The 26,226-nt window shown below is 64.9% G+C and carries 20 protein-coding genes and 2 tRNA genes; 6 read left to right on the forward strand and 16 right to left on the reverse strand.

Annotated features, from left to right (window positions below):
* Position 1 precedes the first annotated feature (1 nt).
* From murA to leuC, 3 genes are all read right to left on the reverse strand, one after another.
* Positions 2-1,324 carry a UDP-N-acetylglucosamine 1-carboxyvinyltransferase gene (murA, locus tag ACUYMZ_RS12875; RefSeq protein WP_426003073.1) on the reverse strand — a complete coding sequence of 441 codons (1,323 nt, stop codon included), beginning with the start codon at positions 1,322-1,324 and terminating at the stop codon, positions 2-4.
* Between the two features lie 205 nt (positions 1,325-1,529).
* Positions 1,530-2,129 (reverse strand): 3-isopropylmalate dehydratase small subunit, encoded by a 600-nt coding sequence (gene leuD / locus ACUYMZ_RS12880; RefSeq protein ID WP_426003075.1) that lies wholly within the window; start codon positions 2,127-2,129, stop codon positions 1,530-1,532.
* A gap of 10 nt (positions 2,130-2,139) precedes the next feature.
* Positions 2,140-3,591: a 3-isopropylmalate dehydratase large subunit gene (leuC, locus tag ACUYMZ_RS12885; RefSeq protein WP_426003076.1), complete on the reverse strand. Its 1,452-nt coding sequence runs from the start codon at positions 3,589-3,591 to the stop codon at positions 2,140-2,142.
* A 132-nt stretch (positions 3,592-3,723) separates the two neighbouring features.
* Between leuC and ACUYMZ_RS12890 the strand changes: the two genes are divergently transcribed.
* Complete coding sequence (locus ACUYMZ_RS12890; protein WP_014922101.1) at positions 3,724-4,443, forward strand: IclR family transcriptional regulator; 720 nt, start codon at positions 3,724-3,726, stop codon at positions 4,441-4,443.
* Between the two features lie 13 nt (positions 4,444-4,456).
* Positions 4,457-4,993, forward strand: coding sequence for a DUF1697 domain-containing protein (locus tag ACUYMZ_RS12895; protein ID WP_426003079.1), 537 nt, complete (start codon positions 4,457-4,459; stop codon positions 4,991-4,993).
* A 42-nt stretch (positions 4,994-5,035) separates the two neighbouring features.
* Here the strand turns inward: ACUYMZ_RS12895 and ACUYMZ_RS12900 are convergent, their stop codons facing one another.
* The 10 genes from ACUYMZ_RS12900 to ACUYMZ_RS12945 all read right to left on the reverse strand — a co-directional run bounded on the left by ACUYMZ_RS12900 (position 5,036) and on the right by ACUYMZ_RS12945 (position 15,495).
* The gene (locus tag ACUYMZ_RS12900) at positions 5,036-6,652 is read right to left on the reverse strand and encodes a GTPase (protein WP_481603707.1); all 1,617 of its coding nucleotides are present in this window, start codon (positions 6,650-6,652) and stop codon (positions 5,036-5,038) included.
* Positions 6,649-8,421: a dynamin family protein gene (locus ACUYMZ_RS12905; RefSeq protein WP_481605883.1), complete on the reverse strand. Its 1,773-nt coding sequence runs from the start codon at positions 8,419-8,421 to the stop codon at positions 6,649-6,651. The genes ACUYMZ_RS12900 and ACUYMZ_RS12905 overlap by 4 nt, the downstream gene beginning before the upstream one ends.
* Positions 8,422-8,507: 86 nt before the next feature.
* Positions 8,508-8,583, reverse strand: a tRNA-Glu gene (locus ACUYMZ_RS12910).
* A gap of 126 nt (positions 8,584-8,709) precedes the next feature.
* Positions 8,710-8,781, reverse strand: a tRNA-Gln gene (locus tag ACUYMZ_RS12915).
* 126 nt (positions 8,782-8,907) lie between these two features.
* The gene (locus ACUYMZ_RS12920) at positions 8,908-9,648 is read right to left on the reverse strand and encodes an HAD family hydrolase (protein ID WP_481603709.1); all 741 of its coding nucleotides are present in this window, start codon (positions 9,646-9,648) and stop codon (positions 8,908-8,910) included.
* Between the two features lie 11 nt (positions 9,649-9,659).
* The gene (gene gltX, locus ACUYMZ_RS12925) at positions 9,660-11,180 is read right to left on the reverse strand and encodes a glutamate--tRNA ligase (protein WP_481603711.1); all 1,521 of its coding nucleotides are present in this window, start codon (positions 11,178-11,180) and stop codon (positions 9,660-9,662) included.
* A 120-nt stretch (positions 11,181-11,300) separates the two neighbouring features.
* Entirely contained in the window at positions 11,301-12,077 is a 777-nt protein-coding gene (locus tag ACUYMZ_RS12930; RefSeq protein ID WP_426003084.1) for a fumarylacetoacetate hydrolase family protein, read from the reverse strand.
* Positions 12,078-12,108: 31 nt separating this feature from the next.
* Positions 12,109-12,918, reverse strand: a complete 810-nt coding sequence (locus ACUYMZ_RS12935; RefSeq protein ID WP_481603713.1) for an MBL fold metallo-hydrolase — start codon at positions 12,916-12,918, stop codon at positions 12,109-12,111.
* Between the two features lie 288 nt (positions 12,919-13,206).
* A complete protein-coding gene (locus ACUYMZ_RS12940) occupies positions 13,207-14,319 on the reverse strand; it encodes a branched-chain amino acid aminotransferase (RefSeq protein WP_426003088.1) in 1,113 nt (370 codons plus the stop codon).
* A 123-nt stretch (positions 14,320-14,442) separates the two neighbouring features.
* Entirely contained in the window at positions 14,443-15,495 is a 1,053-nt protein-coding gene (locus ACUYMZ_RS12945) for a 3-isopropylmalate dehydrogenase (RefSeq protein ID WP_481603715.1), read from the reverse strand.
* A gap of 120 nt (positions 15,496-15,615) precedes the next feature.
* Here ACUYMZ_RS12945 and ACUYMZ_RS12950 point away from each other — a divergent pair, with 120 nt between their 5' ends.
* From ACUYMZ_RS12950 to ACUYMZ_RS12965, 4 genes are all read left to right on the forward strand, one after another.
* On the forward strand, positions 15,616-16,800 hold the full coding sequence (locus tag ACUYMZ_RS12950) for a sensor histidine kinase (protein WP_481603717.1): 1,185 nt from the start codon (positions 15,616-15,618) through the stop codon (positions 16,798-16,800).
* Between the two features lie 4 nt (positions 16,801-16,804).
* On the forward strand, positions 16,805-17,518 hold the full coding sequence (locus tag ACUYMZ_RS12955; RefSeq protein WP_481603719.1) for a response regulator: 714 nt from the start codon (positions 16,805-16,807) through the stop codon (positions 17,516-17,518).
* Between the two features lie 87 nt (positions 17,519-17,605).
* The gene (locus tag ACUYMZ_RS12960) at positions 17,606-18,400 is read left to right on the forward strand and encodes an ABC transporter ATP-binding protein (protein ID WP_481603721.1); all 795 of its coding nucleotides are present in this window, start codon (positions 17,606-17,608) and stop codon (positions 18,398-18,400) included.
* A gap of 3 nt (positions 18,401-18,403) precedes the next feature.
* Positions 18,404-20,863: an ABC transporter permease gene (locus ACUYMZ_RS12965; protein WP_481603722.1), complete on the forward strand. Its 2,460-nt coding sequence runs from the start codon at positions 18,404-18,406 to the stop codon at positions 20,861-20,863.
* Between the two features lie 114 nt (positions 20,864-20,977).
* On the opposite strand, the gene metG is transcribed toward ACUYMZ_RS12965, so the two are convergent.
* The 3 genes from metG to ACUYMZ_RS12980 all read right to left on the reverse strand — a co-directional run bounded on the left by metG (position 20,978) and on the right by ACUYMZ_RS12980 (position 26,202).
* Entirely contained in the window at positions 20,978-22,537 is a 1,560-nt protein-coding gene (gene metG, locus ACUYMZ_RS12970) for a methionine--tRNA ligase (RefSeq protein WP_481603724.1), read from the reverse strand.
* A 102-nt stretch (positions 22,538-22,639) separates the two neighbouring features.
* Complete coding sequence (locus tag ACUYMZ_RS12975; RefSeq protein WP_426003100.1) at positions 22,640-23,395, reverse strand: ABC transporter ATP-binding protein; 756 nt, start codon at positions 23,393-23,395, stop codon at positions 22,640-22,642.
* Entirely contained in the window at positions 23,392-26,202 is a 2,811-nt protein-coding gene (locus ACUYMZ_RS12980) for an FtsX-like permease family protein (RefSeq protein WP_481603726.1), read from the reverse strand. Before ACUYMZ_RS12980 ends, ACUYMZ_RS12975 begins: the two co-directional genes overlap by 4 nt.
* Between the last annotated feature and the right edge of the window lie 24 nt (positions 26,203-26,226).

The raw sequence follows: 26,226 nt of genomic DNA on the forward strand, positions 1-26,226 counted from the left end.
GCTAGTTGGTGGTGAGGTCGAAATCGGCGCCCAAGGCGGCGAGCTTTTCCGTGAACCGTTCGTAGCCACGGTTGATGATGTCAATGCCCGTCACCCGGGAGGTGCCGGTTGCGGCCAGCGCAGCGATGAGGTGGCTGAACCCGCCGCGGAGGTCCGGGATATCGATCTCGGTACCCCTGAGCGGCGTGGGCCCGGAAATGACGGCCGAATGCAGGAAATTGCGCTGGCCGAACCGGCACGGGACACTGCCAAGGCACTCACGGTGCACCTGGATGTTGGCTCCCATCCGGGCCAGGGCGTCCGTGAAGCCGAATCGGTTCTCATAGACCGTCTCGTGGACAATGGACACCCCTTCGGCCTGGCTCAGGGCAACCACCAGCGGCTGCTGCCAGTCCGTCATGAACCCGGGGTGGACGTCTGTCTCAAGCACCAGCGGCGTGAGCTTGCCGCCGGGGTGGTAGAAGCGGATGCCGTCATCCCCGATGTCCATGCCTCCGCCGACCTTGCGGTAGGTGTTCAGGAACGTCATCATGTCGCGCTGAGAGGCGCCCTCGACGAAGATATCTCCACGGGTCACCAGGGCGGCCGAGGCCCAGGACGCGGTCTCGTTGCGGTCCGGAAGGGCACGGTGGTTGTAGCCGCCAAGGTCCTTGACGCCTTCGATCCTGATGGTGCGGTCCGTTTGGACGCTGATGATGGCGCCCATCTTCTGGAGCACGGCGATCAGGTCAATGACTTCCGGCTCGGTGGCGGCACCGCTGAGTTCAGTGATGCCCTCTGCCCGGGTGGCACTGAGCAGGACCTGTTCCGTGGCCCCCACCGACGGATACGGCAGGGAAATCTTGGCCCCGTGGAGGCCGTTCGGGGCGGAGATGTGGATGCCGCCGGGGCGCTTCTCCACCACCGCACCGAACTGGCGCAGCACATTCAGGTGGTAGTCGATGGGACGGTCGCCGATTTTGCATCCGCCGAGATCGGGGATGAAGGCTTCACCGATCGCGTGAATCAGGGGACCACACAACAGGATCGGGATCCGGGAGTCGCCCGCATGGGCGTCGATGGCGGTACTGGAAGCCGTCTTGGCCTCTTTGGGGTCAAGGGTCAGGTCCCCCGTGGCCGGGTCCTTTGCCACAGTGACCCCGTGGAGCTGCAGAAGGCTGGTGACGACCTCGACGTCCTTGATCTCCGGGACGTTCCTCAGCACTGATGGTTCATTGCCCAGCAAGGCCGCAACCATGGCCTTGGGTACGAGGTTCTTGGCACCGCGAACGGTCACTCGCCCAGTCAAAGGCACGCCACCGCGGATTGTCAGAACACTACTCATCTATACCGGTTTCCTCACGACTACTCGCCCCCCAAACTAACAAAGGCTCCAGCTAAGCATAGAAGCTCGCGTTACCGAACCGAAATGCATCCGCGCCGTGCCGGGCAGATCTCCAGCCCCGGCAGCGGAAACGGAAATGGGCCGGCGGGCTCCAGGAAAGGAGCCCGCCGGCCCATGGCCGGCAGCAATTCAGTGCCGTTGTTTATCAGCTTTTCGCCGGCAGCGTGGTCGGTTTGAAGGCAGGCCGGGTGGCCTCGTACGCCGTAATGTCTTCCTCGTGCTGCAGGGTCAGGCCAATGTCGTCGAGGCCTTCCAGGAGGCGCCAGCGGGTGTAGTCGTCGATATCGAACGGAGCCACGACGTTGCCGCATTCGACAGTCTTGGAGACCAGATCCACTTTGACTTCGGCGCCCGGGTTGTTCTCCAGGACCTTCCAGATGAGCTCGATGTCGTCCTGGGCCACTTGCGCCGCCAGGAGGCCCTGCTTGCCGGAGTTGCCCCGGAAGATGTCGGCAAAACGGGAGGAGAGGACGGCCTTGAAGCCGTAGTCCTTCAGGGCCCAGACCGCGTGTTCACGCGAGGAGCCGGTACCGAAGTCCGGTCCGGCCACCAGCACGGAGCCGGCGTTGAACGGAGCCTGGTTGAGGATGAACGACTCGTCCTTGCGCCACGCTGCGAACAGGGCGTCTTCGAAGCCCGTGCGGGTGATCCGCTTAAGGTAGACAGCGGGGATGATCTGGTCCGTGTCCACATTGCTCTGGCGCAGTGGGACCCCGATACCGGTGTGGGTGGTGAACTTTTCCATGGGGATCCTCCTAGACTGCGGTTCCGGTCAGCGTTCCGGCCGTTGCGGGCTCAAGGTCCGACGGCGAGCTCAGCGTCCCCCGGATGGCAGTGGCTGCAGCGACCACGGGTGAGACCAGGTGGGTCCGTCCACCCTTGCCCTGGCGGCCTTCGAAGTTACGGTTGGACGTTGATGCGCAGCGCTCACCCGGTTCGAGCTGGTCCGGGTTCATGCCCAGGCACATGGAGCAGCCGGCAAAACGCCATTCGGCGCCGAAGTCCTTGAACACCTTGTCCAGCCCCATTGCTTCGGCTTCCAGCCTGACGCGGGCAGAACCGGGAACCACCAGCATGCGCACGTTCGGGTCCTTCTCCCGGCCACGGATGATGTCCGCGGCGGCGCTCAGGTCCTCAATGCGGGAGTTGGTGCAGGAGCCCAGGAAGACGGTGTCCACGCGGATGTCCTTCATGGGGGTTCCCGCTTCCAGGCCCATATAGTGCAGGGCACGCTCTGCCGCGAGCTTGGCGTTCTCATCACCGAAGTCTTCCGGCGAAGGCACCTTGGCAGAGAGGGAGACGCCCTGGCCCGGGTTGGTTCCCCAGGTCACGAACGGCTCCAGCGTGTTGGCGTCCAGGTCAACCTCGACGTCGAACGTCGCGTCTTCGTCGGTGTGCAGCGTGTTCCAGTACTCGACGGCGGCATCCCAGTCCGCGCCTTCGGGCGCATGCGGGCGGCCCTTCATGTAGTCGTACGTCGTCTGGTCCGGAGCGACCATGCCTGCGCGGGCGCCGGCTTCGATGGACATGTTGCAGATGGTCATGCGGGCGTCCATGGACAGCGAGCGGATCGCCGAGCCACGGTATTCCAGCACGTAACCCTGCCCCCCGCCGGTGCCGATCTTGGCGATGACCGCCAGGATGATGTCCTTGGCCGTCACGCCGGGACGCAAGGTACCCTCGACGTTGATGGCCATGGTCTTGAACGGCTTCAGGGACAGCGTCTGGGTGGCCATGACGTGCTCCACCTCGGACGTGCCAATGCCCATGGCCAGGGCTCCGAACGCTCCGTGGGTGGAGGTGTGCGAGTCACCACAGACAACTGTCATGCCCGGCTGCGTCAGTCCCAGCTGGGGACCGACCACATGCACGATGCCCTGTTCCTTGTCGCCCAGGGAGTGCAGGCGGACGCCAAACTCCTTGCAGTTGGCGCGCAGGGTTTCGATCTGCGTCCGGCTGGTCAGGTCGGCGATCGGCTTGTCGATGTCCAGCGTCGGCGTGTTGTGGTCTTCGGTGGCAATGGTGAGGTCCACGCGGCGCAGCTTGCGGCCGGCCAGCCGCAGGCCCTCGAACGCCTGCGGGGAGGTTACCTCGTGGACCAGGTGAAGGTCGATGAAAAGAAGGTCGGGCTGGGCATTGGCTCCTTCGCCTTCACCCTTGCGCACCACGTGCGCGTCCCAGACTTTCTCGGCCAGTGTCTTTCCCACGGCCTTGCTCCCTTCACTGCGGTTGGTTGTTCCAGTTCACCGGAATGTTCTTCATCCACTGAAGCAGCACCTCCGGCGAACAAGCCAGCGAAACAACTTGCATCTCAGATATTGAGACGGCAATATCATTACATGGACAATTCTAGTGGAGTCGGTGTCATTGATAAAGCGGCCCAGGTACTCGATGCACTTGAGGCCGGACCAACGACTCTTGCCCAGCTTGTAGCCGCCACGGGATTGGCCCGCCCCACCGTCCACCGCCTGGCGCTGGCCTTGGTGCACCATCGCCTGGTCAGCCGTGACATCCAGGGCCGCTTCGTCCTGGGCAGCCGCCTCGTGGAGCTCGCCTCCGCGGCCGGCGAAGACCGGCTCATCGCTTCGGCAGGACCGGTCCTCATCCAATTGCGCGACGCCACCGGCGAGAGCGCGCAGATCTTCCGGCGCCAGGGCGACTGGCGGGTTTGCGTCGCATCCGCCGAACGGCCTATCGGCCTTCGGGACACCATTCCCGTCGGAACCCAATTGTCCATGAAGGCCGGCTCAGCTGCCCAAGTCCTGCTCGCCTGGGAAGATCACGACCGCCTCTTGGAAGGACTGCAAAACGCGCGATTCACCCCCACTGTCCTGGCAGGAGTACGACGGCGGGGCTGGGGTCAGAGCCTTGGCGAACGCGAGCCCGGGGTCGCCTCGGTGTCGGCTCCGGTCCGTGGACCGTCCGGCCGCGTCATCGCCGCCGTTTCGATTTCGGGTCCGATCGAGCGCCTCACCCGCCAGCCCGGTCGCCTGCACGCGGAAGTTGTCTGCAACGCCGCACGGGTCCTCACCGAAGCACTGCGCAAGAACAACGACTAACTCCAGGAGTGGCATGGAAAGCTACGCGGTTTTCCTCCGGGGCATCAACGTTGGCGGCATCAACATCAAGATGGCCGACCTCAAGGCCGCGCTGGCGGACTACCCCTTCAGCAAGGTCAAAACGCTCCTGGCCAGCGGCAATGTGGTCCTGCAAAGCGACCTCGCCGCCAAGGACGTGAAGGCGGAATTCGAGGCTTGCCTGCGGAAGGCTTTCGGATACGACGCATGGGTGGTCGTCCTGACCGCTGCCCGCGTTGCTGAACTGGTGGACGCTTGCCCCTACCCGGCGGACGACAAGGCAACCCATAGCTACATCACGCTCGCCTCGGACACTTCGATGCTCGATGAACTCTTCCAGGCAGGCCAGGAGCTTGGCGGAGTGGAACAGGTACGGCTGGGTCCGGAGGCCTCTGCCTGGTTGGCGCCGGCAGGCGGAACCTTGGACAGCCCCTTCAGCAAACTGTCCGCCAAAGCCCGCTACAAGGCATCAACCACCACACGGAACCTGCGGACCCTGGTCAAGGTCCGGGACGCAGCCGCTGCACTGTAGGGCTAAATGAGCGGGGGCGCCTGTCCCTTGGGGCGGGGACTCTCAGCTGCGGGCGTCCTTCAGCGCCGCGTTGAAGTCCCTCAGCCGCTTGATACCGGCGTCCACGGGCGCAACGATCCGCTGGTCTGCCACCGCAGCCACGGCCGCCCGCAGTCGCCTTCCGGCTCCCCTTGCCCTGACCCTGGCGGCCCATCCTGAGATGATCCTGCCCAGAAGGCCCAGGGCGATGCCCAGCCCGACCCCTCCTGCCACCATGAGAGTCGGCCACGGCCAGCCCTCAGTCCTGGGAACGTCCGGCACCGGCATCTGGAAGTAGGCAAGCAGGGCAAGGATACCCAGCCAGCCCAAGCCTCCCGCGGCAAGCAGCAGGGCAGTCCATTGCAGGACATTGAACAGCATCCACCAAGCCGGGCGCCTGGACGCCTTCAGGTCCGTGCCGGCGATGGCCTGGTCCAAGGCGTCCGGCAGTTGCTCCCGCCCTTCCCTGGCGGCGATGCGGATGCTGGCCCGCCAAGGGCCCGGAGCCCCTTCCGATGCCGTGTCTGCAAATTCCCGGACAGCAGCATCCGTCCGGGCCCGCTCAGGCGCTCCCGCTGCCGGAAGGGAAGTCCGGTTGAGGTCCGGCCGTACGTCCTTCCTGCCAAGGTTCAGCCTTCGGAGGGGGTCTGCACGGAACCGAAGCAGCCAGCGGACAGCGGGCCATCCGGTCCGCCGGGCTGACTCGAGCCGGTAGGAGCGCGCCACCGCATCGACCACCACGGGAACATTCGCCGCCGTCGCCAATTCCGCGGCCAGTCTTGCCGTGGCACTGCCCTTGACGCCCCGGGCTTCCCCGGTACCGGAGGCTGCGGTGAGACCGGCGGCAACCCGGTCGACATCGGCGGACAGCCTTCTGGTGACAGCGTCCCGCTGCGTCACCACCCGCTCTATGGCGCCCCTGACCTCCCCGACGCCGGCCCCGGTCACCGCTGAGGCGCCCAGCACGGTGACACCGCCGAGCCCGTCGCGGTCCAGGATGCCTTCAAGGGATGCCATGACCGCAGCAGCGTCCACATCATTGAGCTTGTCGATCTGGTTGAGTACCACAAGGGTGACTGCCCCGTGCGAGGCCATGGGGCGGAGGAACCCGTGATGAACTGCTGCGTCGGCGTACTTTTGCGGGTCAAGGACCCATACCAACACGTCCACCATTCCCGCGAGCCGCTGGACGATTTCCCGGTTTGCCACCGCGGTGGAATCAAAGTCCGGCAGGTCCAGCAAAATCAGGCCTGAGTCCTCCGACGCCAGCCCGGGCACAGCCGGAAGCACGTGGCGCTCCTGGACATCGAGCCAGTCGAGCAGGGGTCCGCTGTCCTGTTCGCCCCAAATGCCGGCCAGCGGAGCCGACGTCGTGGGACGGCGGGCAGCCGCGGTTGCCAGCGAAGTGTTGCTTACAGCGTTGAAGAGGGACGATTTGCCACTACCGGTGGCACCGAAGAAACCCACTACCGTGTGGCCTGCGGACAGGGAACGGCGCGAGGAGGCTCGTTCCAATACCTCGTAGACTGCCTGAAGCTCCGGCCCGGGAAGAATGCCCTCCGCGAGTTCCCGCGCAGTGTTCAATGCCTCCAACCGTTGCTGGAGGCGGGACGCTTGCCTGACCTGGCTGTGTCGGCTCATGCGGCTCCTGCCAGGCGCCGGAGGGAAGTTGCGTGCGGGTGGAGGTCCACGCCGTCTCCGGACTGCATGCCATCCAACTTGTCCAGGAAGCGCCCGCGCTCCCCGTCCAGCAGCCGCTGGCAAGTGGTGTGCAGGTCCTCCCTCGCCTGATGCGCCAGCCGGCGGACGGCGTCCTCACCAAAAACGGCTTCCAGCAACCGCTGCCCTACCACGGCGGTGCCTCCTGCGATGCCGATCTCCAGTCCGGTGAGGCCCGCGGTCATGGAGAACACCACCACCATGAGCGCGGCTCCCAGGCCGTTCACGCCGAACGAAAGCCACCGCGCCTGGGTTCTCTTTCCCTGGCCCTGCGTCCGGATAAGGTCCATCAGGCCTTCTTGCCAGGCCCGGATGGCCGCCGCAGCACGGGCATCGAATCCCGGACTTGTTCCCGCCAGATCGTCCGTGCCCAACAACTGCCGTCCCGCAGGATCGGCCCGCCACCGCCGGTCAACATTTTCTGCCGCGTTGGCGGCCTCGTCCATGATGACGGCCTGAAGACCGGTTTCGATGGCGGTTTCCACCTTGATCGCGGGCGCCGGCTCACCTCGAAAGAAGGCGCTGACCCTGTCCCGGAAGCGACCGATGTTCTGTTCAACGGCCCGGAAGAACTCGCCGGTTCCTACAAAGTCCTGCCACCGGGCGAGCACCTCACCCCGCAGCAGGGCACCATCCTTGGTCGCCTCGAGAATCCGCGAGAGTGCCGCCCCGTATTCGTCCGTGCAGGCGGTGCGAAGTTGCCGGTCAGCAGCCTCTTGTTCTGCGGCTGCGGCTGCGATCTCCTCGAAGCGGCTGCTGATCGCCTTCACCGCACCATTGAGCGTCCGCCGCGCGACGCCGGACCTGGCGGCCGCGTCGGCTGCCAGCTCCGACAGCCAGGCCTGCAGCTCCGAAGCGGCGTCGGCGGGCAGCATGCCCATGGCGTCCAAAGTGGTTTCGCGGACCACGAAGAGTTGTGCCGCTCCGAGTCCCTGCCGGTGCAGCATTGCCTGCAGGTCCGTCCGGACCTCCTCTTCCGCCTCGGCGGGCACCCTGTCCAGCACTACGGCAACCGTAATGTCCCGGGAAGCTGCGTCGAGCAAAAGGCGCCATGGGACGGCGTCGGCGTACCGGTTGGCAGTGGTCACGAAGACCCAAAGATCGGCGGCGGCAAGCAGTTGGCCTGCGAGCCTGCGGTTGTCGTCGGATATGGAGTCAACGTCCGGGGCATCCAGCAAGGCAATCCCCCGGGGAACGTTGGGGTGGCCCACCAACACCAAGGACGATACGGCCTGGGCATCAGGCGCGGCACCGGCCCGGCTGGCGGGCATGCGTTCCTGGGAAACAGTCGCGTGGATCCTGCCCAGGCCGGGGAGGATCCGCTGCCCGCGGAACCACTCGGCATCTTCAGGATGGTGCAGGAGGATCGGCTGGCGGGTTGTGGGGCGGATTGCACCGGCGCGGGTGACAGGCCACCCCACCAGCGCGTTGACCAGCGTCGATTTGCCGGCCCCAGTGGAACCTCCGACGACGGCCAGCAGCGGAGCGTCGAGGCTGCGGTACCGGGGAAGAATGTAGTCGTCGAGTTGGGCCAACGTCTCCTTGATCCGGCGCCGGTCGGCGTCGGCTCCCGGCAGTTCCAGCGGAAGGGTGGTGGCGGCAAGTGCTTCGCGTGCGTCCTCCAGGGTCCGGACAGCAGGGGTCAAGTCCTCGCGGTTCGGATCCGGTTCGTGATGTGTCACAAGGATCATCATGCCAGCCACTGGCCCCGGTGCTTTGCATTCGCACAAGCAGCAAACAAGAAATCCCCCGGAACGTGATGTTCCGGGGGATTTGCTGGTGACCCCAGCGGGATTCGAACCCGCGTTACCGCCGTGAGAGGGCGGCGTACTAGGCCGCTATACGATGGGGCCTTGCACTTTTGATCATCGTTTCCGCTGATCAAGCTGAACGAGTATTTCACACTTTCAGCTCTCATCCAAATCGACTCAGCGATTTGAATTTCCGAATTTCACCGTTCCAAACGGTGATATTCAGAGCTGGGATACCAGGACTCGAACCTAGAATGACGGTACCAGAAACCGTAGTGTTGCCAATTACACCATATCCCAAAGCACTTTTTGGACCGGAGTTCCTTACCGCGGTTTCCCTTGGTTTTTCCCTCCGTGCCCCTCAGCACGAGTAATTACTCTACCCGACACTTTTGACCTGCACAAATCGTCAGGCCGTTACCTGCATCACACCGACGCGGGGCCCGTCAGGACTCCACTGGCCAGCAGTTCAGACAGGGTGCTGACCTGCCGCCCGCTGAATCCCTCCACGAACTCTCCGGTTCGGTTCAGCCACACTCCCACCAGCCCCGCCGCGGTGGCGCCGTCCGCATCCAGCAGTCTGTTGTCCCCCACGTAGAGGGTCTCCCCGGGGGCAGTGCCCAACAGGCGGACGCCCTCCAGGTAGATCGCCGGATCAGGTTTGGGGACACCCACGGTATCCGTACCGACCAAGGTCCGGATCCTGGAGAGTCCGGCGCCATCCAGCTTGGCCCGCTGGTAATCATGGACATTGTTGCTGACGGCCCCGTAAGGGACACGGGCTGCGTCCAGGGCGTCGAGCACCCCGGCAACATCTTCGAAGGCGCGGACATACGCCGTCTGCCGCTCGTGGTAGTCGGCTACCCAGGCCTGGGACTCTTCACCATCGGCAAGTTCCACACCGAAGTGACCCAGCGCCGCCCGGCCACGCAGCAGCCGCTGCTCATTGAAGGTCAGTTCGCCCGCAAGGTAACGGTCGTAGAAGTGCGTCGTTTCATGGGTGAAGATGCGTCCGAACTTCACCCACCCGGCCTGGTCCAGGCCGGGCAGGAGATGTTCGCTGACGTCCCGCAACGCAGTGGTCATGGCGTACTCAAGGTCTACCAAGGTGTCGTCGATGTCGAAAAGCACACCGCTGATGGTGCCAAAGGAACTTGCGATCGCCATGCCGGTTCCTCCTAGCCGCGGAAGGCGCGGACTCGGGCCAAGGAAGACTCCTTGCCCAGAATGACCATGGATTCAAAGAGCGGCGGCGAGATCCGGCGGCCGGAAATTGCCGTGCGAACGGGGCCAAAGGCCGCTCGGGGCTTGATGCCCAGGTCTTCCACCAGGGCCTGCTTCAGCGCGGCCTGGATGTTCTCCGCGGTCCACTCCCCGATCGGCTCAAGCGCTGCGAGGGCCGCATCAAGGACTTCATCGAGATTCGCCGGGAGTCCCTTGCGGGCGTCGTCGGCAACGTCGATCGCGTCGTCTGCCTTGAACAGGAAGGCCAGCATTTCCGGTGCTTCGCCGAGCAGGGCGATGCGCTCCTGGACCAGTGGAGCTGCCTCCCGCAGAATCTCCTCCTGGCGCGGCGTGAGGATCTCCCCCACGAAACCTGCAGCACGAAGGTAGGGAACGAGCCGTTCCTCGAATACCTCGGGCGAGAGCATGCGGACGTGGGTACCATTGATGGCTTCGGCCTTTTTCAGGTCGAACCGTGCAGGATTGCCGAGGACATCGTGGATGTCGAAGTTGGCCACCAGCTGCTCCACCGTGAAGATGTCCTCGTCCGCGCTGAGCGACCAGCCCAGAAGGGAAAGGTAGTTCAGCAGGCCCTCAGGAATGAAGCCACGCTCGCGGTGCAGGAACAGGCTGGACTCGGGGTCGCGCTTGGAGAGCTTCTTGTTCCCCTGGCCCATGACATAGGGCAGGTGGCCGAACTCCGGCATGTACTCGGCCACACCGATGGCGTACAGCGCGCGGTACAAAGCGATCTGGCGGGGCGTGGAGCTTAGCAGGTCCTCGCCGCGGAGGACATGGGTGATGCCCATGAGGGCGTCATCCACGGGGTTGACCAGCGTGTACAGGGGTGCGCCGTTGGCCCGGACCACCGCGAAGTCCGGAACGGAACCTGCTTTGAAGGTGATCTCACCGCGGACAAGGTCATTAAAGGTAATGTCTTCATCCGGCATCCGCAGGCGAAGGACTGCTTCACGGCCTTCGGCCTTGAACTGCGCGAGCTGCTCCTCGGTCAGGTGGCGGTCGAAGCCGTCGTAGCCGAGCTTGGGGTCGCGGCCTGCAGCCTTGTGCCGTGCTTCGATTTCGTCCGGAGTGGAGTACGACTCGTAGACGTGTCCGCCGGCCTTCAGCTTCGCGATGACGTCCTGGTAGATGTCGCCCCGCTGCGACTGGCGGTAGGGCTCATGCGGCCCGCCGACCTCCACGCCCTCGTCCCAGTTGATGCCAAGCCACTTGAGCGCGTCCAGCAACTGGTGGTAGCTCTCCTCGCTGTCCCGGGCGGAGTCCGTATCTTCGATCCGGAAGATCAGCTTGCCGCCGGTGTGGCGGGCGTAGGCCCAGTTGAACAGGGCGGTGCGGATCAGTCCAACGTGCGGCGTACCTGTGGGAGACGGGCAGAAGCGGACGCGGACCGGAGTCTCGGCGTTGACGGCAGGGATGTCGCTGCAGGCAGCGTTCGACGCAGAAGCAGTAGTCATAGTGCTTCAACTTTACCGCTTGGCTTCCTTTCGTTTTCCCGCTTAACCGCACGACGGCGGCACTCGCCTTCCGTACGGAAGGCGGGTGCCGCCGTCGTGCTTTGGGCGGGGCCGGGTGCGTCAGCGGCGGACGGCCGGGTTGGAAAGGCGGCCGATGCCTTCGATCTCCACCTCGATGCGGTCGCCTTCGGAGATCAGGCCTACCCCGGCCGGCGTGCCTGTCATGATCACATCGCCCGGGAGAAGGGTAAAGGCGTGGGAGACGATCGAGACCAGTTCGCGGACACCGCGGATCATCTGCGTGGTGTTACCGTCCTGGCGGAGGTCGCCGTTGAGGCGCGCACGGATGTCCAGGTCATCGGGGTCGAGTTCAGTCTCGATCCAGGGCCCCAACGGCGCGGAGGTGTCGAATCCCTTGGCGCGGGCCCACTGCAGGTCGGTTTTCTGGACATCGCGGGCAGTGAGGTCGTTGCCGCACGTGTAGCCAAAGATGACGTCATCAACGCGGTCCTCGGGAACGTCCTTGCAGATCCGGCCAATCACCACGCACAGCTCTGCCTCGAACGAGATCTCCTCGGAGAACTCCGGCAACACGATTGGATCGTTGGGACCGATCACGGCCGTATTGGGCTTGAGGAACAACAGCGGCTGCTGGGGAACTTCGTTGCCAAGTTCGGCGGCGTGCTCGGCAAAGTTCCGGCCCACGCCGATGACCTTGCTGCGCGGGATGATCGGAGCCAGCAGCCTGACGTCCTCAAGCTTGTGCTTGGTGTGGGTTCGCTCAACACCGTTGAAGAAAGGGTCGCCGTTGATGACAGTGATGTCCTCACTGCCGGGCTCGCCTTCGACAATGCCGTAAAGGGGATCAGAATCAACTACAAACCGGGCGATACGCATGGGCTCAAGCCTACCGTCAGGCTGGAGGCGTTCAGCTGCGCAGGTAGTCCAACTGGGCCGCCACCGACGTTTCAGCTGCCCAGCGGACGGAAGGATCGACGTCGGCATAGACAACGTCGGTGACCTGCGCGATGGAAGCGTCCTCCCCCACCTGGGCGAGTGCGGCACGGATCTGGTCCAGCCGTTGCTCGCGGTGCGCACGGTATTCCCTGCATTTGGCGTCAAGAGCCGGCAGCACGGGGCCATGGGCCGGGAGCAGGGTCGCAGGTCCGAGTGCTTCGAGCCGGTCGAGGCTGGACAGGTAGTCACCCAGGCGTCCGTCCGGGTAGTCAAGGACCGTTGTGCCGCGGCCGAGGATAGTGTCGCCGGTCAGCACCGACCCCGTGGGACCGTCAGCAGGCAGGTGGAAGCAAACAGAATCCGAGGTATGGCCAGGGGTTGCAAGAACGCGGATTTCGACGCCGGCTGCATGGATCACCTCGCCATCAGTGAGTGGCTCCCCACCATGGCAATGTTCTGCGAGGGCGGCCCGGACAGGCGCTCCGGTCAACTCATGGAACCGGGCGGAGGCCTCGGTGTGGTCGGCGTGGCGATGCGTAATCAGGACGACGTCGACCTTTCCGGCCGCAGCCAGTGCGGCCAGGTGCGGCCCGTCCTCCGGCCCAGGATCGACGATGGCCACGTGGTCCGATCCCGGCGCACCGATGACGTAGGAGTTGGTGCCATCCAGGCTCATGGGCCCGGGATTGGGGGCCAGCCGGAAGCGGGTCAGCCCGCTGCTTTGCTGGAGCGAGCTGTCGGGCCGGCTCTCGGGCTGATGGAATGCGTCGCTGGAAGTCACCGTCCTATCTTGGCACCCTTCGACCCTCTCTCACCTATCGCCACCTTCCTGCCATCCCTCTATCACCTAATCACCCCCTCCACTGGACGCTCTCTCACCGAAGGCCCCCTTACAGCCAGCCCTCTCTCACCCGACTGGCATCGGTGAGAGAGGGTCCGCGGGAAGTGGGACTTTGGTGAGAGAGGGTCCGCGGGAAGTGGGACTTCGGTGAGAGAGGGTCGGGGAGTACGACGGCGGCCGGTCACCTTGAAAGCCCAAGGTAACCGGCCGCCGTCGTGGATTCTGCTGCTAGACCAGGCGGGTCAGCCAACCGTGGCGGTCCTCGACCGTTCCGGTCTGGATGCCGAGAAGCTGTTCACGGATGGCCATGGTGGTCTCGCCGGCCTTGGCGTCCTCGGAGCCGATGAACTCGGTGGCGTCCTTGAGCACCCCGATCGGTGTGATAACCGCGGCGGTACCGCAGGCAAAGACCTCGGTGATCTCGCCGGACGCTACGCCCTCACGCCATTCGTCCAGAGTGATCTTGCGCTCGGAAACTTCACGGCCCATGTCCTTGGCCACCTGGATGACGGAGGACCGGGTGACACCTTCGAGGATGGTGCCGCTCAGCGCCGGAGTGGCGAGCGAGCCGTCCTTGAACACGAAGAACACGTTCATGCCGCCGAGCTCTTCCACGGCGTCATCGTTGAAGTGGTCAAGGAAAAGCACCTGCTTGCAGCCGTTGGCTTCGGCTTCCTGCTGGGCGATCAGGGACGCGGCGTAGTTGCCGCCGCACTTCGCCGCACCCGTGCCACCGCGGCCTGCGCGGGCGTACTCGCGGGAAATCCAGATGGAAACGGGCTTGAGCTCACCGCCAAAGTAGTTGCCCGCCGGCGAGGCGATGACGCGGAAGGAAACTTCACGGGCTGCCCGGACGCCAAGGAACGCCTCGGTGGCGATCATGAACGGACGCAGGTACAGGGCCTCGCCGTCACCGGAGGGTACCCATTCCCTGTCGGCTTGGACCAGCTCACGGATAGCACCCAGGAAATACTCCTCGGGCAGTTCCGGCAGCGCCAGGCGACGGGCGGATTTGTTCAGGCGCGCCGCGTTGGCCTCTGGACGGAACGTCCAGACCGAACCGTCGGCGTGGCGGTAGGCCTTGAGGCCTTCGAAGATTTCCTGGCCGTAGTGCAGAACCGCAGCCGAAGGATCCAGGGCGATCGGTCCGTAGGGTTCGATGCGGGCATTGTGCCAACCTCCCTTGCCTTCGGCGTCGACCTTGTAGTCGACGACGGCGGTGTGGTCGGTGAAGTAGTCGCCGAACCCCGGGTTCGCCAGGACGGCTGCACGCTCCTCAACAGACTTCGGGTTGGCCGAAAGCTGCTGGCTGAATTCGACGCCATGGGCAGTCTGAGTCATGTTTCCTCCACAGTCAGCTACCTGGCAGTGCGAACCGCGGCCCCCTTAAAGAGGGTGTGGTTCAGCGATGGACCAAGGAAGCAGGTAAATAATTCAAGACAAGCTTACGCCTGGGTAATGGGCCTAAAGTGCGGCCGCAATGGCGTCGCCGATCGCAGCGGTGCTGCGCGGCTCGCCGGTGCGGCTTTCGACGTCGGCAATGACTGCCGCTTCGATCTTGCGGGCCGCCGAGGTGTAGCCAAGGTGGTCCAGCAACAGCACTGCTGACAGGATCGCAGCAGTGGGGTCTGCCTTCTGCTGGCCTGCGATGTCCGGGGCGGAGCCATGGACGGGTTCGAACATGGACGGTGCGGTGCGGTCCATGTTGATGTTGCCTGACGCGGCGAGTCCGATGCCCCCGGTGACGGCAGCTGCAAGGTCGGTCAGGATGTCGCCGAAGAGGTTGTCGGTGACGATGACATCGAATCGGGCGGGGTCGGTCACCAGGAAGATGGTGGCGGCATCGATGTGCAGGTAGTCATGGGTGACCTCGGGGAAATCCTTGGCCACGGCCTCGACGGTGCGCTTCCACAGGTGTCCGGCAAAGACGAGGACGTTGTGTTTGTGCACGAGGGTGACGTGCCTGCGCGGACGCTCGTTGGCGCGGCGGAAGGCATCGCGGACCACCCGCTCCACACCGTGCGCCGTGTTCAGGGAGACTTCGGTGGCAACTTCATGCGGAGTTCCGCCGCGGAGGGTGCCGCCGTTTCCAACGTAGGGTCCTTCGGTGCCTTCGCGGACCACGATGAAGTCGATCTCGCCCGGGTTTGCCAGCGGACTTCCCACCGTGCCGTACAGCCGTGAGGGGCGCAGGTTGACGTAGTGGTCCAGGCTGAAGCGGAGCTTGAGCAGCATCTCGCGTTCGATGATCCCGGAGGGAATCCGGGTGTCACCCGGGGCTGCCCCCACCGCGCCGAAAAGGATGGCATCGCGCGTGCGGAGGTCCTCGAGTACCTCGTCCGGAAGTGTCTCGCCGGTCTCAAGCCAGTGCTGGGCACCGAGCTTGTAGTGGGTCTGCTCAAGGGTGACGCCTTCGGCGGCCACAGCCTTTTCCAGGACCTTCACGGCTTCTGCAATGACCTCGGGGCCAATGCCGTCGCCGGGGATGACAGCAAGATTGATGGACGATGCACTCATGACTCCATCTAGCCGTGTCATCCACATGCTGGTCAAAATCGTCTCATCCTGTGAACAGCCGCCCTGAACCTCAGACCCTGGCATGATGCCCGGAGCGGTCCCGGCACATAGAGTCGTGGGGTGGACAGAAGGCACGCGTTATATGAATGGTTCCGCTTAAACCGCTTTACGGTGGACCTGACGGCCACCATCCTCCTGCTTCTGTTGTTTGGCCCTGTCTACCTGCTGGCCGACCGCCCCCTCCTGTTCCTCTTCTCCTGCGGCCTCCTGTTGCCGCTCGCCTGGCGACGCACCCGCCCGGTGGTGGCGGCCGGCGTCGTGGTCCTTGTGTGCCTCGTCCAATGGGCGGTGGGCGCAGAACCGGTAGCCGGCCAAATCGCCGTCCCGCTCATCATCTATGCGACAGCCGCCTATGGTCCCGCATGGGCCAGCCGCACTGTCCTGCTGCTGGGACTGCTGGGTGGCGTCATGCTTACCACGCGGGAATACTCCGGTTCGGCCGAGTCCGGCATCATGGGTCTCACCATCGGTGCCCTCTACACCGTACTGATCTGGATGCTGGTACTGGTCAGTTGGACGCTGGGCGACCTCACCCGGGTCCGGCGGCTGCAACTGCAGGCCCTCGAGGACAGGACGCGGCGGATGGAAGTCGAGCAGCAGCAGGAACGCCAGTTGGCTGCCGCCGATGAACGCTCCCACATCGCCCGTGAAATGCACGATATCGTGGCCCATTCCCTGTCCGTGATCATCACCCAGGCCGACGGCGCACGTTATGCTGCCGCGGCGAAGCCCGAACTCGCCACCGACGCCTTGGCGACCATCGCTGCCACAGGACGGGACTCCCTGGCCGAGATGCGCCGCCTTTTGGGGGTCCTGCGCTCCGACGACGACTCCCCCACCAGGCCGCAGCCGCGGCTGGCCGACCTGGACGAACTCCTCCTGGGCTTCCGCGCGGCCACCCTCCAGGTCACCTTCGAACAGAGCGGCCTCCCCCGCCGCAACCTTCCGGCCGGTGCTGAACTGACCGCCTACCGGATCATCCAGGAAGCCCTCACCAACGTTATGAAGCACGCCGGTCCGACGGCGACCGCAAAGGTCTCGCTCGCGTGGCAGGGCCGCGGCCTGCAGCTGGACATCCTCGACGACGGCCGCGGAGCCGCTGCTGATCCGCCGCCCCCCGGGGGCGGCAACGGACTGCGTGGCATGGGCGAGCGGATCTCCCTTTACGATGGTTCCTTGACCGCAGGCCCGGAACAGGGCGGCGGTTTCCGTGTGTCCGCATTCATTCCCTACTCGGAGGCTTGACCCCATGCCGGATGTTCTCCCGCCCATCAGGGTGGCACTCGTTGACGACCAGCACCTGGTCCGCTCGGGTTTCGGCATGCTGATCAACTCGCAGCCGGACCTGGAGGTTGTTGCCGAGGCCGGCAACGGAATCGAAGCCGTGCACGCTTTGAATGCTACTGCGGCCGACGTCGTACTGATGGATGTGAGGATGCCGGGCATGGACGGCATCGAAGCCACCCGACGCCTGCTGGAGCAGGCCGCCGCCCAGCCTGCAGGTTCCCGGCGTGCCGACGTAAAGATCGTGGTGCTCACCACCTTCGACCTTGACGAATATGCCCTCGCGGCCATCCAGGCGGGGGCCAGCGGATTCCTCCTCAAGGATGCTCCCCCGGAGGAACTCCTTGATGCCATCCGTACGGTTTACCGCGGGGATGCTGTCATCGCGCCGTCCACGACCCGCCGGCTGCTGGACCACGTCGCCCCCTTGCTGCAGGCGCAGACACCGGAACGAAGCAAGCACGCTGCCGCCGTGGAAAGCCTCACCGCCCGCGAGCACGAAGTGTTCAAGCTCATCGCACAAGGCCGGTCCAATCCGGAGATTGCAGCCGGGCTCTTCCTCTCCGAGGCCACCGTCAAGACCCACGTGGGGCACATCCTGGCCAAGCTGGGCGCCCGCGACCGCGTGCAGGTTGTGGTCGTTGCCTATGAGACCGGAGTCGTGTCGCCGGGAACGTAGCCCTCAGACCTGGGTATGAGTGGACCGCCGGAAGGATGGTACTTCTGCCCGATCCGGCAGGGCGGGTCCGGAAAATAGCGTGAAACCATGACAACTTTCACGTCCATACCCCACCCGTCCGGTCCGGACCGCGAACCCGCCACCGGCCAGCCCACCGCACGGCCCGCCGTCGAAGCTTTCGCGTTGACCAAAAGCTATGGCCGCAGCGCCACCCGGGTCATGGCCCTCAACGAGGTCTCGGTGAGCTTCGAGGCCGGAAAGTTCACCGCCATCATGGGCCCTTCGGGCTCCGGCAAGTCCACCCTGATGCATTGCCTGGCCGGGCTGGACACCGCAGACTCGGGCCGCATCGTCCTGGGTGGAACAGACATCACCGGACTCGACGACCGCCAACTGACAGCCCTTCGTCGGGAGCGGATCGGGTTTGTGTTCCAGGCCTTCAACCTGGTGCCCACGCTCACCGCCGAGCAGAACATCACCCTGCCGCTGGCGCTGGCGGGCACAACAGCCGACGCCGGGTGGCTGGATACCGTTGTCAGTACCCTGGGCTTGAGGGACAGGTTAAAGCACCGGCCGCACGAACTATCTGGAGGCCAGCAGCAGAGGGTCGCCGTGGCCAGGGCACTGCTGACACGTCCGGACGTCGTGTTCGGTGACGAGCCCACGGGAAACCTGGATTCCAAGTCCGGCGGCGAGGTCCTGTCGCTGCTGCGCCGCAGCAGCATTGAGATGGGCCAGACCATCATCATGGTCACGCACGACCCCGTGGCCGCCAGTTACGCAGACCGGGTGGTGCTGATGAGCGACGGCGGACTGGTGGGCGAGATCCACCAGCCATCAGCCGACTCGGTCCTGGCAGCCCTCGGCAAACTGGGGGCATGAGCCGTGCTTCGTGTTGCCATGTCCCAAGTGACGACTCACTTCCGGCGGTTCATCGCCATCGGCCTGGCGGTGATGCTGTCCGTCATGTTCCTCGCTGCCACCCTCATGGTGGGGGCAAGCACTACCGCTTCCCTTGGCGCCAGCATCGGCGAGGCCTACCGGAAGGCAGACCTCGTGGCCACGTCCGCTGAAGGCGTTCCCTTCACACAGGCCGCCGTTGATGCTGCCGCGTCCTCCCCTGCCGTGGAGGAAAGCTACGCCGAACGTTCGGCCTACGTGACCTTCCAGGCCGGCGACGGCGAACAGTACGGCAAGGTGCGGACTGCCGCGCCGCCCGCGTTGGAACCAGCCGTCCTGACCTCCGGGTCCATGCCGTCCGGCCCCTTCGACGTCGTTATCGACTCCAAGACAGCCCGGCATCTGGGCCTCGAGACCGGCAGCACCCTCGAGCTGCACGGCCCAGGACCGGTCAAGAACGCCAAAGTGACCGTTTCCGGCTTGATCCAGCCGACGAACGACCCGTTTTCATCCTCCGCTGCCCAGCTTGTAGCCTCTGCACCTGTGCTGAACGCAGTGCAGGACGCCGGTACCGGCTACTCGGGGCTGCAGTTCACCATTAAGCCCGGGGAAGACACGGCGGCCGCCAAGGACTACATCACCCATCGGATGAAAGCCGCAGGAGCCGGGGACACCACCGTGGAAACGGCCCAGGAAAAGGTCACATCGACCGTCGCCATGCTGAGCGCGGGGCAGGACCAATTGACTCTGGTCCTGCTGGCCTTTGCCGGGGTGGCCATCCTGGTATCCACGCTGGTGGTCGCGAATACCTTCTCGGTACTTATTGCCCAACGGACCAGGGAACTGGCCTTGCTGAGGTGCCTCGGTGCGGGCCGGTCGCAGATCCGGAACTCCGTGATACTTGAGGCCCTGGTGGTCGGCTTCCTGTCCTCGGTGCTGGGAGTGGCGGCTGCTGTGGGCCTGATGTCCGGCCTGATCGCCTGGGCACGAACGCAGCCGGAGCAGTCCTTCGCGACACTGGCCGTACCGCCCTCGGCCGTCATCGCGGGGCTCGCCGCAGGAACCGTGTTGACCATCCTGGCCGCACTGGTTCCGGCCAAGGCCGCAACCGCCGTCGCACCCCTGGCAGCCCTGAGGCCTGCGGACGAAGCTTCGGTGAGCAACCGGCGCGGACGGCTCCGGTTGGCACTGGGGTTGCTCAGCGCAGCCGGCGGTGCGTCGCTGCTGGCATGGGGAAGCATGAATGTTTCGCTGCCCATGGCCCTGCTCGGCGGAGCGGCGTCGTTCATCGGCATCCTGCTCTGCGCATCGCTCTTCATTCCTCCCGTGGTTGCCCTCGCCGGACGGCTGGCATCGCCGGCAGGTGTTCCTGGACGGCTCGCCGCACTCAACGCCATCAGGAACCCGGCCCGGACATCGGCCACGGCTGCTGCCCTGCTGATCGGAGTGACCCTCGTGTCGCTGATGATGACCGGTGCGGCCACGGCACGGCAGGCGTTCAATTCGACGCTGGCGGAGAACTACCCCGTGGATCTGGCTGCACAGACCGCCGTGGACGGCAAGACCGGGCCGTTGGATACGGACCAGGCCCTTACCCGCATCTCTGCCCTGGAGGGCGTGGAAAAAGCAGTCCTGTTGCCCGCCGTCGGAACCCTGGCTGACTCTCCCGTCCATGCCCTTGACGCCGCCGATGCCGCTTCCGTCATGCGGGACATCACCTTGCAGCAACTGCGTCCGGGCGTCATTTACCTTCCGGAGGACTCGCCCGCGGGCAAGGCCACGGTGTCAACCGGGGCGGGGCCTGTCGCTTTGGACGCCACCGTGCTCCGGACCCGGCATGTCCCTGCTTTCGTGGACAGTTCCACGATCAAGTCCGCGCCCCTTCCGGGTACTGCCGGGATGGTGTGGGTGAAAGTGGCCGACACGGTAGGCGCCGACCAGGTCCTGGCCATCCAGAAGGACATCGCCGCAGCCTTGGGAGTCCCCGAGCGGAGCGTCAGTGGTGCCGCGATTGAACGCGCAACGTTCAACAGCATCATCGATGTCCTGCTGCTGGTGGTCACCGGGTTGCTGGGCGTGGCCGTGGTTATCGCCCTGATCGGTGTGGCCAATACCCTCTCCCTATCGGTCCTGGAGCGGACGCGGGAGAACTCCCTGCTCCGCGCCCTCGGCCTGACCAAGGGACAGTTGAGGGGGATGCTGGCCCTCGAGGCCGTGCTCGTGGCCGGCGTAGCTGCCGTGCTGGGCGCAGCCCTGGGCATCGTGTACGGCTGGCTGGGCGCCCAGTCAACGCTGGGCGGGGTGGCCGACGTCGTCCCGTCAGTGCCGTGGCTGCAACTGGCGGCCGTCTTCGGAGTGGCAGTGGTAGCCGGCCTCCTGGCATCGGTGCTTCCCGCGCGGCGGGCAGCCCGCTTGTCACCGGTTGAGGGCCTCGCTACCGCCTGACGCTCTCTCACCAAAACGGCCCCAACGCCAAACGCTCTCTCACTTCCGTCAGCCTGACGGGCGGGAAGTGAGAGAGCGTTGGTGTGAAAGGGGTAATAGGTGAGAGAGCGTTGGCTAGGCTTCGGCCGGTTCCTCGTAGCGGGGGAAGACCGGTGCCGGGGCGGGCAGTTGTGTCCCGGCCACGATGGGGGTGGCGATCGCGGAGAACTGTCGGGCTTCGCCCTCAGGCTGGCCGAGCACCTCAAGGAGCTTCGCGGACGACGACGGCATGACGGGTTGGGCAAGGATCGCCACAATGCGCACCACTTCGAGGGTGACGTAGAGAACCGTGTTCATTCGTTCGACGTCGGTCTTGCGCAGGACCCATGGTGCTTGCTCGGCGAAGTAGGCGTTGGTATCCCCGAGCACGGACCAAATGGCCTCCAACGCGCGGCTGAACTCCTGCTTGTCGAAAGCCCCTCGGGCTGTTTCCAGCAGTTCTCCCGCCTTTGCCAGCAACGCTTTGTCCTCGGACGTGAATTCGCCGGGGACGGGGACCTTGCCCTCGCAGTTCTTGGCCACCATGGACAGCGAACGCTGGGCCAGGTTGCCGAAGTTGTTGGCGAGGTCGGAGTTCATGCGGCCCACGATGGCCTCGTGGTTGTAGCTGCCGTCCGCGCCGAAGGGCACTTCGCGCAGGAAGAAGAACCGGCACTGGTCCAGGCCATACTGGTTCACGAAGTCCTGCGGTGCCACTACGTTGCCCAGGGACTTGGACATCTTCACGCCGTTGTTGGTCAGGAAGCCGTGGATCATCACGCGCTTGGGCAAGTCCAGCCCGGCACTCATGAGGAACGCCGGCCAGTAGATGGCATGGAAGCGGGAGATGTCCTTGCCAATAACGTGAACGTCGGCAGGCCAGAACTTCCTGAAGGACTCCGATTCGATGTCCGGGTATCCGGCGCCGGTCAGGTAGTTGGTCAGGGCGTCCACCCAAACATACATGACATGCTTTTCATCGCCCGGGACCGGAACGCCCCAGTCGAAAGTGGTGCGGCTGATGGACAGGTCTTCAAGGCCACGCTTGACGAAGCTGATGACTTCGTTGAAGCGCGACTGCGGCGCACCGAAATCGGGCTGCTCTTCGTACAGGGCGAGCAACCGCTCCTGGTAGGCGGACAGCCGGAAGAAGTAGCTCTCCTCCGCCGTCCAGGTGACCAAGGTATCCGTCTCCTTGGAGTAGCGGAGGCCGTCCTCCTTGACCACGGTGTCGTCCTCGACGTAGTAGGCCTCGTCGCGCACCGAGTACCAGCCCTCGTACTTGGACAGGTAGATGTCCCCGTTGGCTTCCATCTTCTTCCAGATGGCCTGGGACGCGGTGTAGTGGTCGGGGTCCGTGGTGCGGATGAAGCGGTCGTGGGAGATCCCCAGATCCTTGCTCATCTGCTTGAACGCGGCGGAGTTCCGATCGGCCAACTCCTTGGCGGTCAGGCCTTCCTTTTCAGCCGACTGCTGCATCTTGAGTCCGTGCTCGTCCGTTCCGGTCATGAAGAACACTTCATGACCGTCCAGGCGCTTGAAACGCGCCATGGCATCAGTGGCGATGACCTCGTAGGCGTGGCCGATGTGGGGCACACCGTTGGGGTAGCTGATGGCCGTGGTGATGTAAAACGGGGGTTTCTCTGCAGACGTCACTCTAAGAAGTTACCTTTTTTTCGAATGGAATGGCCGGACCGGCCGCATATGACGGCCGGTCCGGCTGGTGCCGGCGCACCCGGCGACATATGCCTGCCTGGACTAGTTCAGTTCGGTGAGCGTATCGCTCAAGCGGACCAACTCGTGGTCGTGGGACGCCACCAACACGGCGATGCCGTCGCTGGTGGTGTCCTTCAGGATACCGATGATGCGGTTGGCCGCTGCCCGGTCGAGGCTGGCCGTTGGCTCGTCAACAACCAGGACACGCGTGCCCAGGATGAGGGCACGGGCGATGGCCACGCGCTGGCGCTCACCACCGGACAACTGGGCGGGACGGTGCCGCATGCGACGACCCAGGCCCACCAGGTCCAGGAGGTCCTTGGCCATCTCCGTGCGCTGCTCGACTTCGCCGTCGGGAACCGCCGGGAGCAGCACGTTTTCCAGTGCGCTCATGCCGTCAATGAGGGCCCCGCCCTGATCCACGTAGCCGATCAGCGCCCGGCGGCGGTCGGCAATTTCGTCATCGCCCATGGCCTCCAGGGACTGGCCTTCCCAAAACACCTTGCCCGACGTCGGCAGGGTCAGGCCCGCGCTGACGGTCAGGATACTCGTCTTGCCGGAACCGCTTCGACCGGCGATGCAGTGCATTTCGCCTGCGTGGAGCGTCAGGTTGAAGTCGTCGACGACGTCAACTTCCTCTGCGCCGCCCTTGTCCCCGCCGTAGTGGATGGTGACGCGGCTCAGCTCCAGAGGCGTTGCGTGGTCGGCGGCCTTCACGATCGTGTTGGCCCTGGTCTGCAGCGACTCTTCCGTGGATTCCGGGGTCGCCGCCAGTTCGGGGTTGTGATTGTCCGTCATTTGACTACTTTCGTTGCAATCGGAATCCAGCAGATCACGGCGAGCAGGCCAGCCAGGCCAGCCCACAGCGCCGCATATGGAGCAAGGAGCAGGCCCAGCCCCAGGGCGCCCAGAACGCCCAGGGGAAGGGCTACCGTGCCCACCAGTGCGTTTTCGAAGAACCGGACCTGCCCCAGCATGTCCGGATTCCATCCCATGGCACGCAGCGTGCCAAGGTACTCGCGCTTTGCGTGAAGCTCGAAGCGACCGGTCACCAGGGTCAGCAGCAGGCCCACCACCACACCGAACACAGCAAGGATCACGCTGGGCAGCGCGATGCTCGCAGCAGCCAGACCGCTGAGGGCACTGGCGCCGGCGGCACGGGGAATATCAATCAGCAGCGCGATGAGCGCACCGACGGCCGCGCCGAAGACACCCACAGCGACGGCCAGTGACACAGAGTTGAAGCGGTTGGTGGTGAGCTGCCTGTTGGCAAAGGTCAACGGCGAATCTACGGTCACCAGACGGTCGTCATGCTGCGGTTCCTGGTCCACCACCACGCGGTGCCGCAACTGCTGGGAGGCAAGCAAGGCTGCACCGCTGTAGATCAGCAGCATGGTCACCGAGACGATCACCGTGGCGAGGTTCCAGCTGAGCAGGCTCAGGATGATGCCTGCAGCCGCGAGGGCAGCAGCGCCCACGGCGAACTCTTCCAGCACCCAGGTCCTGATGCGCTTCTGGGTCCAGCCCATGGCCCGGAGGATCCCGGCCTCGCTCCGCCGTTGGCGGATGTAGCTGACCGTTGACGCGGCAGTGAGGAGCGTGGCACCGAGCAGCGTCAGGAAGAGCAGTGTGATGTTGGTGCCCGTCAGGGAGCCGGAGACGGCATCGGCGGCGTCCTGCCGCACCCACGACTGCTGGACGGTGCCCAGCGCGGATTCCTTGCCGGCGTCGTCCTTGCTGTAACCGGGGACGAAGATGTTGGCGTCTTCACGGGCGGAACCTGCCACGACAGTGGCTTCCAGGCCCATGTCGCGGATCTGGGCAGCGAGCTTCTCGACCTCGGGCTGGGCTTGCTTCCAGTTGCCGGTTGCCGTGGCACGAACCCGCACGGCATCGATGACGTTGGCGTTGGAATCGTATCCGCGGGCTGCCGCCAGACCGTAGTAGTCGGTAATGGCTCCGGCGGACTGGCTGACCAGGCCCGTAGCGCTCAGGGAGGGCTTGAGGCCGGTTTCCGTGACGTCCTTGCCTTCGGCATCCTTGGTGAGGGTCATGGGAGCGGGATCGTAGCCGCCCAAGGGCAGCTTGTTGACGTCGCCCGCGGCTTCCTGCACGGCGGCGGGATCGAAAGTTCCGTACACCATGGGCATGGGGGCCGCCGGCTTCTTGCCGGTTTCCAGGTCCTCGCGGTAGGAACGCTCGTCCACCGGCTTGCGCTGGGTCTGGTCCACGGCCGCGCCGAAGGACGATTTCTCCGGGAGGCGGTTGACGGTTACCCATTCTCCAGGGGTGGCCGTCTTGTCGGAGGCACCGTTGGAAGCCTCGTCGCCATCCTGGTACGTGGGGGCCGCGGCAAAGTCGGTGCTCCACGTTGCCGGGTTGTACAGGCCCTGGCTGAAGGAGGCCGTGCTGCCCAGGAGTTCGCTGTGGTCCTTGGAACCGGGCCATTCAAGGTCGAACGGCGCCTTGGATACGAAGGGCAGGTAATCCTTGTCCAGGGACTTGGTCACGGTGCCGACCTCGTTGACCACCTTGCCTGAGTCGTCGATTTCCTCGATCTTGACCGAGTACTTAAGGTCCAGCGAGGTCCCGGTGCGGACGATCAGCGGGATGGCCTGGGAGTCGTCTGTCAGCAGGCCATCACGCTTGGCCTGCTGGTACTGCGTCATCAGCGGAGCCCAGTACTTCAGTTTCACGCCCAGGAAATCCGGGCCCTCTTCCAACTGCTCCATGCTGAGGCCTGTGGTGAAGAGGCTTTCGAAGTGGCGGCCGATGGCTCCGGCATTGCGGGCGTCGGCCGGAGGGGCCTTCTCCAGCGGTGACAGGAAGTCGCCTGCAGACCCCAGCAGGGCGCGCTCGGCGGCAGGGTCGACGGCGACGACGGACTCGGTCACCTCGGGCGCCAGGGGAAGGGCAACCGAGAGATTGAAGAGGTTGTGCTCCGAGCCCAGTGCGGGGGCCGGGAACTTGATGCCCGTCTCGCCTTCCGGACCAGCGATGCGGACGTTGGAGCCACCGGCAGTCTTCTCCTGGACCAGCCTGCCCTTGCCAAGGCTGCCTTCGGCGCTGGTCTTGAACAGAGTCTGTTCGTTGACGCCGTCAGAGCTGGTGGCCGAGGCGGTCAGGCGGTACTTCTTCGCGGTATCGGACAACACGGACTCGGCAGCAGGCCACTTGCTGGAGTCCAGGGCGGACGGATCGCCCGCCGTGACGGCCCCGGCGAGGGCCGCGTTGTAGCCGAGGTAGTCCATGGCGTTGAGCCGGGGCGCTTCAAGGTTTTGTGAGACGCGGGAGACGAGGCTGATGGGCGCCGCCACCGCGGTCTGGCCCATTTCACGGATGGCATCAAGTTGTTCGAAGCTGATGCCGCCCTGGCCATTGGCGATCTCCGGCTGGATGAGGGAACCACCGTCGCCGTCCTTGGACTGGTCCGGCTTGGCCTGGACCAGGATGTCGTACAGACCCCGCGAGTTCTCGTCCACGGTCCTGTTCAGTGCTGCCTGCGACTGGCTCTGGACGAGGACGGACAAGCACATCGCGACGATCAGAATGGCCGCGGTCAGCAGCAGCACACGGCTTCTGATGAACCTTTGGACGGCGTTCATTGGGCTCCCTGTGACCTTGATTGC

It is taken from the genome of Arthrobacter sp. T572 (assembly GCF_056780115.1).

Coding starts and splice junctions, on each gene's coding strand:
- murA (WP_426003073.1), bottom strand. CDS start 1,324: ATGAGTAGTGTTCTGACAATCCGCGGTGGCGTGCCTTTGACTGGGCGA.
- leuD (WP_426003075.1), bottom strand. CDS start 2,129: ATGGAAAAGTTCACCACCCACACCGGTATCGGGGTCCCACTGCGCCAG.
- ACUYMZ_RS12890 (WP_014922101.1), top strand. CDS start 3,724: ATGGACAATTCTAGTGGAGTCGGTGTCATTGATAAAGCGGCCCAGGTA.
- ACUYMZ_RS12895 (WP_426003079.1), top strand. CDS start 4,457: ATGGAAAGCTACGCGGTTTTCCTCCGGGGCATCAACGTTGGCGGCATC.
- ACUYMZ_RS12900 (WP_481603707.1), bottom strand. CDS start 6,652: ATGAGCCGACACAGCCAGGTCAGGCAAGCGTCCCGCCTCCAGCAACGG.
- ACUYMZ_RS12905 (WP_481605883.1), bottom strand. CDS start 8,421: ATGATCCTTGTGACACATCACGAACCGGATCCGAACCGCGAGGACTTG.
- ACUYMZ_RS12920 (WP_481603709.1), bottom strand. CDS start 9,648: ATGGCGATCGCAAGTTCCTTTGGCACCATCAGCGGTGTGCTTTTCGAC.
- gltX (WP_481603711.1), bottom strand. CDS start 11,180: ATGACTACTGCTTCTGCGTCGAACGCTGCCTGCAGCGACATCCCTGCC.
- ACUYMZ_RS12930 (WP_426003084.1), bottom strand. CDS start 12,077: ATGCGTATCGCCCGGTTTGTAGTTGATTCTGATCCCCTTTACGGCATT.
- ACUYMZ_RS12940 (WP_426003088.1), bottom strand. CDS start 14,319: ATGACTCAGACTGCCCATGGCGTCGAATTCAGCCAGCAGCTTTCGGCC.
- ACUYMZ_RS12945 (WP_481603715.1), bottom strand. CDS start 15,495: ATGAGTGCATCGTCCATCAATCTTGCTGTCATCCCCGGCGACGGCATT.
- ACUYMZ_RS12955 (WP_481603719.1), top strand. CDS start 16,805: ATGCCGGATGTTCTCCCGCCCATCAGGGTGGCACTCGTTGACGACCAG.
- ACUYMZ_RS12960 (WP_481603721.1), top strand. CDS start 17,606: ATGACAACTTTCACGTCCATACCCCACCCGTCCGGTCCGGACCGCGAA.
- ACUYMZ_RS12975 (WP_426003100.1), bottom strand. CDS start 23,395: ATGACGGACAATCACAACCCCGAACTGGCGGCGACCCCGGAATCCACG.
- ACUYMZ_RS12980 (WP_481603726.1), bottom strand. CDS start 26,202: ATGAACGCCGTCCAAAGGTTCATCAGAAGCCGTGTGCTGCTGCTGACC.